This window comes from Gangjinia marincola (genome assembly GCF_039523415.1).
GTDB classification, from domain to species: Bacteria; Bacteroidota; Bacteroidia; order Flavobacteriales; family Flavobacteriaceae; genus Gangjinia; species Gangjinia marincola.
In genome coordinates this window covers 540,373-551,082 of the sequence record NZ_BAAAFG010000015.1, presented here as the reverse complement: position 1 = coordinate 551,082, position 10,710 = coordinate 540,373, and the positions used below count along the sequence as shown (strand labels likewise).

General features: G+C 40.5%; 10 protein-coding genes and 1 tRNA gene. 6 read left to right on the top strand and 5 right to left on the bottom strand.

Annotated features, from left to right (window positions below; translation table 11 throughout):
* On the top strand, positions 1-1,071 hold a 1,071-nt coding region (locus tag ABD000_RS10320), incomplete at its 5' end, for an FGGY family carbohydrate kinase (RefSeq protein ID WP_343766987.1).
* Between the two features lie 136 nt (positions 1,072-1,207).
* Here the strand turns inward: ABD000_RS10320 and ABD000_RS10315 are convergent.
* Together ABD000_RS10315 and ABD000_RS10310 are read right to left on the bottom strand one after the other, a co-directional pair.
* On the bottom strand, positions 1,208-2,872 hold the full coding sequence (locus ABD000_RS10315) for a glycoside hydrolase family 13 protein (RefSeq protein WP_343766984.1): 1,665 nt from the start codon (positions 2,870-2,872) through the stop codon (positions 1,208-1,210).
* A 15-nt stretch (positions 2,873-2,887) separates the two neighbouring features.
* Positions 2,888-4,537 carry a solute:sodium symporter family transporter gene (locus tag ABD000_RS10310; protein WP_343766982.1) on the bottom strand — a complete coding sequence of 550 codons (1,650 nt, stop codon included), beginning with the start codon at positions 4,535-4,537 and terminating at the stop codon, positions 2,888-2,890.
* Positions 4,538-4,741: 204 nt separating this feature from the next.
* Here ABD000_RS10310 and ABD000_RS10305 point away from each other — a divergent pair, with 204 nt between their 5' ends.
* Positions 4,742-4,888, top strand: a complete 147-nt coding sequence (locus ABD000_RS10305; protein WP_343766980.1) for a hypothetical protein — start codon at positions 4,742-4,744, stop codon at positions 4,886-4,888.
* A 48-nt stretch (positions 4,889-4,936) separates the two neighbouring features.
* The gene (locus tag ABD000_RS10300) at positions 4,937-5,122 is read left to right on the top strand and encodes a CsbD family protein (protein ID WP_343766976.1); all 186 of its coding nucleotides are present in this window, start codon (positions 4,937-4,939) and stop codon (positions 5,120-5,122) included.
* A 191-nt stretch (positions 5,123-5,313) separates the two neighbouring features.
* Here ABD000_RS10300 and ABD000_RS10295 read toward each other — a convergent pair whose 3' ends face one another.
* From ABD000_RS10295 to rseP, 3 genes are all read right to left on the bottom strand, one after another.
* Positions 5,314-5,619 (bottom strand): GIY-YIG nuclease family protein, encoded by a 306-nt coding sequence (locus ABD000_RS10295; RefSeq protein ID WP_343766970.1) that lies wholly within the window; start codon positions 5,617-5,619, stop codon positions 5,314-5,316.
* Between the two features lie 175 nt (positions 5,620-5,794).
* Positions 5,795-5,868 (bottom strand) — tRNA-Asn (locus ABD000_RS10290).
* A gap of 88 nt (positions 5,869-5,956) precedes the next feature.
* Positions 5,957-7,306 carry an RIP metalloprotease RseP gene (gene rseP / locus ABD000_RS10285; protein WP_343766968.1) on the bottom strand — a complete coding sequence of 450 codons (1,350 nt, stop codon included), beginning with the start codon at positions 7,304-7,306 and terminating at the stop codon, positions 5,957-5,959.
* A gap of 188 nt (positions 7,307-7,494) precedes the next feature.
* Here rseP and ABD000_RS10280 point away from each other — a divergent pair, with 188 nt between their 5' ends.
* The 3 genes from ABD000_RS10280 to feoB all read left to right on the top strand — a co-directional run bounded on the left by ABD000_RS10280 (position 7,495) and on the right by feoB (position 10,606).
* Entirely contained in the window at positions 7,495-8,181 is a 687-nt protein-coding gene (locus ABD000_RS10280; RefSeq protein WP_343766966.1) for an SCO family protein, read from the top strand.
* Between the two features lie 88 nt (positions 8,182-8,269).
* Positions 8,270-8,500: a FeoA family protein gene (locus ABD000_RS10275; RefSeq protein WP_343766963.1), complete on the top strand. Its 231-nt coding sequence runs from the start codon at positions 8,270-8,272 to the stop codon at positions 8,498-8,500.
* Positions 8,501-8,506: 6 nt separating this feature from the next.
* Positions 8,507-10,606 carry a ferrous iron transport protein B gene (gene feoB, locus ABD000_RS10270; RefSeq protein ID WP_343766958.1) on the top strand — a complete coding sequence of 700 codons (2,100 nt, stop codon included), beginning with the start codon at positions 8,507-8,509 and terminating at the stop codon, positions 10,604-10,606.
* The last annotated feature ends 104 nt before the right edge of the window (positions 10,607-10,710 follow it).

Genomic DNA, 10,710 nt, shown 5'->3' with positions numbered 1-10,710 from the left:
ATAGCCTGGATGTTGAATCATGTAGATGGTGCGAGAGCGAAAGCTGAAAAAGGTGAACTCTGCTTTGGTACCATTGATACCTGGCTGATTTACCAACTTACCAAAGGCAAAGTTTTTGTGACAGATGTTACCAATGCCAGCCGTACGATGATTTTCAATATACATTCATTACAATGGGATGAGGAACTGCTTGAGCTTTTTTCTATTCCTAAATCCATGCTCCCCACCGTAAAAGAGAGTAGCGACGTATATGGGCACGTGCATAAAGATATTCTCGAAGGAAACATTCCTATCGCAGGGATTGCCGGTGACCAACAAGCAGCTCTTTTTGGGCAGCTGTGTACCACAAAAGGCATGGCAAAAAATACCTACGGTACGGGTTGTTTCTTACTTATGAATACAGGCGAAAAACCTGTTACCTCTACCAACAAATTGCTTACTACGGTTGCCTGGAAGATCAATGGTAAAACCACCTACGCGCTTGAAGGGAGTGTTTTTGTTGGCGGAGCTGCAGTACAATGGCTTAGAGATGGATTACAGCTTATCACAGATGCCAAAGAGGTAGAAGAAAAAGCGAATCAAGTAGCAGATAATGGCGGAGTATACTTTGTGCCTGCATTGACGGGAATGGGCGCACCCTACTGGGATCCGTATGCAAAGGGAGCCATTTTTGGAATTGATCGCGGTACAACTCAGGGTCATATCGCTGCGGCAACCTTGCAGGGAATCGCTTTTCAAGTACATGATATCGTACGTGCTATGGAGCAAGATGCTAAAGCAAAGTGCATCGAACTGCGCGTTGATGGTGGCGCCGCTGCCAATGATTATTTGATGCAATTTCAAGCAGACGTCTTTGATTTTAAAGTGGTTCGTCCTAAGATGTTAGAGACTACGGCTCTTGGCGCAGCATACTTAGCAGGATTAGCCGTAGGTGTTTGGGATGATCTTAGTGATTTATCCTCACAGTGGCAGCGAGATAGCGAGTTCAACCCGCAAATGACTCAGGATAAACGTAAAGAGCATTTAGATCATTGGAATGCCGCTGTGCGGCAAACCAGAGGGTGGAAATGAACGATTGCTTCGACTCCGCTCAGCATGACTGCCAAGAATAATTAGAGTAACGATATAAATATAAGTATTTCACTTTGCACACCCCTAATTCGCAGTTGCAAATTTTCCCCTCTTATTATAGGGGAGTACTCATCGTTTAACTATTTCTTTGTTTTAAAAAGATTTTCGTTTGCCAGGGTTGAAGTGTTTTAGACGCTTCCGCGGAAGCGTAATTACTTTTGAGCAATTTGTACTGATCTAGTTTAGGCATGTCTGGCCAGGTTACTTCTTCTTCTGAAAAATTATGAAGGATAAGGAATTCGGCTGCTTCATCTTTACGCACGTACACAAACAGCTGAAGATGCTCAGGAGCTAAATCTTTAAAATCTCCATATACCAGCGTGCTGTACTCCTTCCGAAGAGAAATCATCTCTTTATAAAATTGCAGGATTGAGTCAACAGAATCTTCTGCCGCTGCAACATTAACCGATTTGTAATTTGGGTTGATCTGTAACCAAGGTTTATGGTCACTAAACCCCGCGTAAGCAGAAGCATCCCACTGCATGGGCGTACGTGCATTATCCCTGCTTTGCCTATGCACCCCATTCAGGAATTTTTTCATGTCCCGACCACTAGCTTCGGCCTCTTTCCAAGCATTTACCGTTTCTACATCGTTATAATCATCAATGGTTGAAAAAGCCACATTAGTCATCCCAATTTCATCACCTTGATAGATGTAGGGTGTTCCGCGAAGCGTTAATAAAAGAGCTGCTAACAGCTTAGCCGATTGGGTTCTGTACTCCCCATCGTTACCAAACCTGCTCACCATTCTGGAAAAATCATGATTGCCTAAGAAAATACTCCCCCAGCCTTTAGGATGAAGGCGCTTGTCCCAATCTGAAAATACCTTTTTAAACCGCGGTAAGTTGACAGCAACAGGATCATATTTACCCAAGGGACCATTGTCGATAAACATATGGTCAAAATGAAATACCATATTTAGCTCCTCGCGATCTTCATTCACGTACAAAGGCCCGTTCTCCAGATCAATCCCCGGTCCTTCACCCACGGTCATGATATCGTATTTACTCAGTACTTTTTGGTTCATCTCATGCAAATACTCGTGTATACGCGGTCCATTGGCGTAATAACTGCGTATAATTTCGCCGTAATCACTCGTATCCAGTGGCGGAAAATCCTGTAATTTAGAGATGAGTGAAATCACGTCCATTCTAAAGCCATCTACTCCTTTTTCGCTCCAAAATTCAATAATATCATAGATTTCTTGGCGTACTTTTGGGTTCTCCCAGTTTAGATCAGGTTGCTTTTTGGTAAAAAGATGCAGAAAGTATTGATTAGTGGTGTCGTCTTTTTTCCACGCGCTTCCGCTAAAGAATGATACCCAGTTGTTGGGCGGTTGATCGCCTTTTCCATCTTTCCAGATATAATAATCGCGATAGGGATTGTCTTTACTTTTTTTTGCTTCGGTAAACCAGAAATGCTCATCTGAAGAATGATTTGCCACCAAATCCATCACCAGTTTCATCCCGTAACCATGAACTTTATCTAAAAGCTCATTAAAAGCGTCCTGACCACCAAATTCTGCAGAAATTTTTCGGTAATCACTTATGTCATAGCCATTGTCATCATTAGGAGATTCATAGACAGGACAGAGCCAAATCACATCAACCCCTAAGGACTTAATATAATCCAGTTTTTGAATTATCCCGGGAATATCTCCTATACCATTGCCCGTGGTGTCGTTAAATGACCGCGGATAGATTTGATAAATGACGCTCTCCTTCCACCAGGTTCTTTTCATTTTTAATGGTGTTGATTAAAAAATGATATAGGTCGCCAATACAAGAATGGCGATGAGAATACCGATGATGATTGCATAGCGCCAAGGAGTCACATCTACTGCATCTCGCTTGATAAATGTGTCACCGGTTGCTCTGGGTTTAATTGCTCCTGCCACAAGCATGATTATTACGTTGAAGAAGAATAAGATTCCCATGACGTGTAAAAAATGTGGGTAGGCTTCTGCCTGCAAAATGCTAAGCTGCTTGGCATCCATGATACCACTGGCTTGTGCCTGTTCCAGAGCATTTCCTCTAAAATAAGGCTCTAAGAAAATTAGACTTATTAAATATAGTATTACTCCTACGGTTAAGACAATTTTTGCACTTATTGCCGGAGCCTTTTTAGTAAGAATACCTACCATGACCACCGCAAGAATAGGCACACTCAAACTCCCTAGAGAAGATTGGATATAGCTAAATAATCCGGAAGGTGCATACATGATAAACGGTGCAATCGTCATTGCGACAATACCCACTAGCAATCCAAAGCGTTTCCCTGCTTTTACGGTGTCTTTTTCGGTAGCATCTTTTTTGAAGAGCTGCTTATACAAGTCAACGCCAAATAGAGTTGCACTACTGTTCAATAAACTGTTGAAGGAGCTCAATACGGCGCCAAATAGGACCGCTGCAAAAAACCCAACAAACACATTAGGCAATACTTTGGTCACTAAAGCGGGATATGCCTGATCTGCATTTTCAAGATTTCCTTCAAAAATATGCCAAGCTAATATCCCGGGGACGACCACGATAATTGGAATTAAGAATTTAATGAATGCAGCAAGTAGCATCCCCTTTTGACCTTCTTTTAGATTTTTTGCTGCAAATACCCGTTGCAGAATGGATTGATTAGTTCCCCAATAATAAATTTGCGCCAACATCATTCCAGTAAATAAGGTTCCGAAAGGAATAGAAGAATCAACTTCGCCTTCCATCACAAATTTATCTGGGTTGCTCTCATAGAGTGTGGTAACACCGGTCCATAAATCCCCATCACCTATATATAAAAATCCAAAAATCGGGATGGCCAAACCGCCAACTAAGAGTCCGATAGCGTTGACTAAGTCGGAAACCGCTACGGCTTTGAGTCCGCCAAAAATCGCGTAGATAATTCCGATAATTCCAATGCTCCATACACAAATCCAAATGACAGTAACTTCAGAAAGTCCTAACGCTTCTGGTAAATCAAACATCGTACTAAACGCTAATGAACCTGAATAAAGGATTGTAGGTAAAAGCACTACCGCATAGGCTAGTAAGAAAAGTAAGGACATCAATGCCTTAGTCTGCTTATCAAAGCGCGTTTCGATAAACTCTGGGATAGTAGTTATACCAGAGGAGAGATATTTAGGAAGTAAAAATAGTGCAGCAAATATCATAGCAATTGCCGCAAGTGTCTCCCATGCCATGACTAATAGACCTTCAGAAAACGCCTGACCGTTTAGCCCTACGATTTGCTCTGCAGATAAGTTCGTGAGAAGAAGTGATCCTGCTATGGTGATGGCTCCCAGACTTCGACCTGCCAAAAAATAACCATCAGCAGATTTTTCATCTGTTTTTCGGGTAGCATACCAAGCAATAAAGGCTACTAGAAGGGTAAATCCTAAAAATGAAATTGCGGTCAACATAAAGGCTATAGTTCGTGATTAAAGATGAAAGAGCGATGTATATAAAATGAGACACCACCCTAATTTTGCTAAAATAATTAAATATCAACTCAAAAAACAAGGGATCCTTAACTTATTCTTAACACGGGGCGTTAATCCTTATTAATCTTCTTGTTACAAGGCTAATCATCATCTATCTTTAATATTCAAGTAAAAAGAACAGTTATGAACGATAAGAAAAAAGAAGAACTAGAAAAACAAAAGCAAAGTATTAAAGAACAGGCCATAAACCACAGCGAGACTCAAGGGATGGACATTAATCATCAAGTAGAGCAACGCAGAGAGCAACATCAACCCAGAGATACTGCCTAGTACTTTTAATTCGTTAACCAAATCAATAATCTTATAAAATTACAACCCATGAATGAGCAACAGCTAGAAGGAAAATGGAATCAAGTTAAAGGACAATTTAAACAGAAGTATGGTAATGTTACTGATGATGACACTACCTATTCTGAAGGAAAATTTGACGAAATGCTTGGTAGACTGCAAGAAAAAACCGGCAAAACTAAAGAACAATTAAAAGAGGAAATTGATAAATTGTAATTGATGTTTCCCTTATAATATTTAAACCCATCCTGTAACGGTGGGTTTTCTTATTGATAATATGTTCTTCTTCGTGATATCCCCTGGCGTCGGGACTATAATCAACTGTGTAAAATCCACAAAAAAACCCGACGCTTTCGCGTTGGGTTTTCTTTGCTCCTCTTCTTGGGCTCGAACCAAGGACCCTCTGATTAATCCCGCAGGTGCGGGACTCTAATCATCTGAGCTAAAAGACCATCAGGTTTAAAATCGGGATTAATTAGTTTTTTAATTAATCGTCTACTTTTCTGATTCTTTATAAAACGTTCATAGCTTTCAGCTTTTGATCTTGAATTTCCAGCTTCAAATATTGCGACCAACTCCCACGGACGATATTTTGAGGTAAACGTATTCTGAGAGGACGAATTATGCTGAATAAGACGCTGCCACGGATCGCTACTGGAACCTACATAAAACTTATTACCGGTTTTTGAGTAAAGGAAATAAAGATAAAACACAGAACAAAAATAAAAAATTCGGCATTTTATCGGTGGTAGTTTATTTTGCTCCATCTACCCAAAAGATCGCGAGATCCTCTGATTAATTCTGCAAGTGCGGGATGTACTAAAACGTCGGGACTCGCCAGATTCACTACACAAAAAAACCCAACGCTTTCGCGTCGGGTTTTGTTTGCTCCTCTTCTTGGGCTCGAACCAAGGACCCTCTGATTAACAGTCAGATGCTCTAACCAACTGAGCTAAAGAGGAATTTTGCATCCTAAAACAATCAAATTACTGCTTTAGGGCTGCAAATATAAATCAATTTTCTAATCTGTCAATATATTTTAGAAATTTTCTACTTGAAAATAGCCCTATAAATATCGTTTCCATTTGCGAATAATACCAAGGTCAACAATAACACAAAGCCTGCTACTTGAGCGTACTCCATAAACTTATCGCCGGGTTTTCTTCCGGTGACCATTTCATACAGTAGAAAAACCACATGACCTCCATCCAAAGCAGGAATGGGAAGAATATTCATAAAAGCTAAGATGATCGAAATAAAAGCGGTTCGCTCCCAAAAGTCCACCCAACTAAATTCCGCAGGAAACATATTTCCAATCGCACCAAAACCACCTACGCCTTTATACGCTCCTGTATCTGGATTGATGATTTTTTTAAATTGTTTGATATAATCCTGTAAGGTTGTTACACCCCGATCCCAACCTGCCGGTATGGCTTCAAAGAAGTTATATGTAGTCGTATCGAGTTGCAAATACCCTAATTTTTCAAAGTCTGAAAAACCATTAACAATTGCAATGCCCACCATTCCTTCTTCATTAATTTTCACGGGGATCTCAACTAAATCTCCTTCACGCTCAACGGTTAACGTAGCACTCTGATTTTTTTTCTGCTGCAGCAGTTCAGTAACCTCATCTCTGTATGCAACGGGCTCACCGTCTACCGCAATGACGCGATCTTTTGGCTGTAAGTCTACGCCCGTGTTATGAGACCCGGGAGATATTTGTTGCACCACATAAGGTAACCTGGGGTTTAAGAAAAAACCTCTATCCTTATCCTCTATCAGGGTTTCGATAAAATCAACGGGGATGTCTTGCTCAATGATTTCTCCATCACGCTCAATCGTCATGGTATTCCCATTGATGATATCCATGTGTATTGAGTTAAAATTCTCTACTTTCTCTCCATCAATCTTAAGAATTTTGTCCCCGGTTTGAATGCCTAGCTTTTCGCCCATGTCTGGCTGAGTCACATACACACCACCTTCTAATTCATCCATAGGGAGATATTGATCTCCAAATGCCCATGAAAGGCAAATATAAATTATTACGGCAAGGATAAAATTAACGGTAACCCCACCTAACATGATGATCAAACGTTGCCAGGCCGGTTTACTTCGAAACTCCCAAGGCTGTGGCGGTTTAGCCATCTGCTCCTTGTCCATGCTCTCATCAATCATCCCCGCAATCTTTACATAACCACCAAGAGGCAACCAACCAATTCCATAGACGGTCTCTCCTATTTTCTTTTTAAAGAGTGAAAATTTTACATCAAAGAAGAGGTAGAATTTCTCTACTCTGGTTTTGAAAAGCTTTGCAGGAATAAAATGTCCCAATTCATGCAGGACGATAAGTATAGAAAGACTCAGTAATAACTGAGCTCCTTTAATCAAAAATGTATCCATCAATCTGTAATATCCATTCGTTCATTAAAAACCGCACAAAAGTAACGTATTCCTAAGTCTCCTGAAAGGGAATTTCGTTACATCTTTTCTAAGACCAAATCCTGTACCACAAATCATTATATCACATAAAATTATCCCGATCACTGGGTTACTAATTGTGCAAGACGTAATTTTGTAGCTCTAAAGCGATGATCACTTTTTTTTCTAAATACAAACCCTTTGCTATTGTGATGGTAGTCCTTTCTGCCATCATCATTTTTGTGATCTACAGTTTGCTGAAGCCTAAAGAAACACTCCCCGTTTGGCAACCTAGCATGGTCAACCCAGAATTGGTGGACTCCACCGTTCAACATGTGCGCAAGTACCACCAAGTTGCACCGTTTAAACTGGTAAATCAAAATGGAGATACCATTACTGAACAAAAATTTGCGGATAAAATCTACGTTGCCGACTTTTTCTTCACCACCTGTCTCACCATTTGCCCTGTCATGACCGATCATATGGCAGAAATTCAGGAAGAAATTATGGATGACCCTGATGTATTGCTGCTTTCTCATACGGTAACACCAGAAATTGACAGCGTATCCGTGTTAAAAAAATATGCAAGGCGTAAAGGTGTAAAAGACGAAAAATGGGACTTGGTTACAGGAGATAAAAAAGAATTGTATGCGCTTGCGCGGAAGTCGTATTTGGCTACTAAAACCAGCGGCAGCGGAGATGCGTATGACATGATTCATACCGAAAACTTTGTGCTGGTTGATCAAAAACAGCGCGTACGTGCATTTTATGATGGAACCGATCCCGAAGCTGTAGCACAAGTCCTTCACGATATAGAGATTTTAAAAGCTGAAGCCAAACGTGAGGCGGACCGCTAATCCAATGCTTGTTAAAAATTTCTTGTATTCAACCTAACTCAAAATTTTGCCCTATTTTTGCCTTGTTTAAATTTAATCTAAATAAGCATTGAAGATAACCATCGCTCAATTAAAGAGAGGACAACGGGGAATTATCAAAGAAATTTCTGCAGAGATTATCCCGCTGAAGCTTTTAGAAATGGGCTGTCTCCCTGGTAATGAAGTGAGTTTACTTCAATTAGCTCCATTTAAAGATCCACTGTATTTAAACATCAATGGGAGTCATCTTGCTATTCGGCAAGAAGTGGCTCAACAGATTGAAATTGAACTTGTAGCCTAATTCAATATGCCAGCGCAAATTAATGTTGCTCTTATTGGCAATCCAAATACCGGTAAAACTTCGGTTTTTAATCAACTTACCGGCCTTAATCAGCAGGTGGGAAATTATCCCGGCATCACAGTAGAAAAAAAGCAAGGTGTTTGCAAACTTTCCCGCAGTAAAAAAGCACACATCATTGACCTCCCCGGAACTTATAGTTTAAATGCTTCGTCTCTGGATGAGAGTGTAGTGATTGAATTATTGCTTAACCGTAACGATAAAGATTTCCCGGATGTGGCGGTGGTGGTAAGCGATGTAGAAAACTTAAAGCGTAATCTACTCTTATTCACGCAAATAAAAGACCTCAATATTCCTACGATTCTGGTGATCAATATGGCTGATCGCATGAAACGCAAAGGAATATCGATTGATATCGAAGCGCTTGAAGAGAAACTGCATACCAAAATAGCGTTGGTTAGCTGCCGAAAAAATCAGGGAATCAATGAACTCAAAAAACTCATTGAGGATTACAGAAATTTATCGACTGAGCCTTGTTTGGATTTTTCAGTGATCGATCCAGATTACTTTAATCGGCTGAGAAAGACTTTCCCAAAACAACAACTCTACAAACTTTGGTTAGTCATTACTCAGGATGTGAATTTTGGAGAATTAGAACGAAGGGACTTTAAAGGAATCAGTGATTTCAAAACAGAGTCTGTTTCAGCGTTAAAACGACTTCAGCAAAAAGAAACTATTAAGCGCTATCAATTTATCAATGATACCCTTAAACATACGCTTGCTATTGACTCTGCTTCTGCCAAAGATCTACGCAGTGTATTAGACCGCGTTCTAACTCATAAAATCTGGGGGTACGTGATCTTTTTTGTCATTCTTTTGACGATTTTTCAGGCAATTTATGATTGGTCCAGCTATCCCATGGATTTTATTGACCTAGCTTTTTCTAATCTAAGTGAATGGATCAAAGTCACGCTTCCACCCGGAGCATTTACCGATTTATTAGCCGAAGGAATTGTAGCAGGATTAGGCGGTATCGTTATTTTCATTCCGCAGATCGCCTTTTTATTCTTATTTATTTCAGTCTTAGAAGAAAGCGGATACATGAGCCGCGTGGTATTTTTGATGGATCGCATCATGCGGAAGTTTGGATTAAGCGGCAAAAGCGTAGTGCCATTAATTTCGGGAACTGCCTGCGCTATCCCTGCCGTAATGGCTACCCGAAACATAGAAAATTGGAAAGAACGCCTTATCACCATTCTTGTAATTCCATTTACAACTTGTTCGGCACGTCTTCCGGTGTACCTTATTATCATCGCGTTGGTCATCCCAGAGGGAAGCTTTCTAGGATTAGGATATAAAGCTTTAACCCTCATGTTATTGTACCTCATTGGGTTTGCCACCGCAGTAGTTTCGGCATACATCTTAAACAAAGTCCTCGACATACGCAGCAAACAATATTTTGTAGTAGAAATGCCCAATTATAAACTGCCCATGTTTAAAAATGTAGCCATTAATGTGGTAGAGAAAACGAAATCATTTGTTTTTGGTGCAGGAAAGATCATTTTAGCCATCTCCATCGTTTTATGGGTATTAGCCAGTTACGGGCCGGGAGAAAAGTTTGAAAACGCAGAAGCGTATATTACGGCGACTTTTGATGAGACCGACATGCCCCAAGAGGCGATTGATACCCAAATAGCACAATATAAATTAGAACACTCTTATTTGGGAATTGCTGGTAAGGCCATTGAGCCGGTGGTGGCACCCTTAGGATATGACTGGAAAATAGGTATAGCCATCATTAGTTCTTTCGCTGCACGCGAAGTATTTGTAGGTACGCTGGCGACCATTTATAGCGTAGGAAGTGAGGAGGAAGAAACCATTAAAAATCGTATGGCAGCAGAGGTAAATCCAATTTTAGGTACGCCTAGATTTAATTTTGCCAGCGGAATAAGCTTACTCCTATTTTATGCCTTTGCCATGCAATGTATGAGTACGTTAGCCATTGTAAAAACAGAAACCAACAGCTGGAAATGGCCGGGTTTACAACTTGTGATCATGACTGCAATTGCGTATATTACAGCATTAGGAGCGTATCAATTTTTGAATTGATGTTCGCTTCAACCCTTCGCCCCTTCGACAGGCTCAGGGTGACAAAGGATAAATAATAAAAATAATGTCAGTCTGAGCGCGCGGTCGAAGACGATTAAAAACAT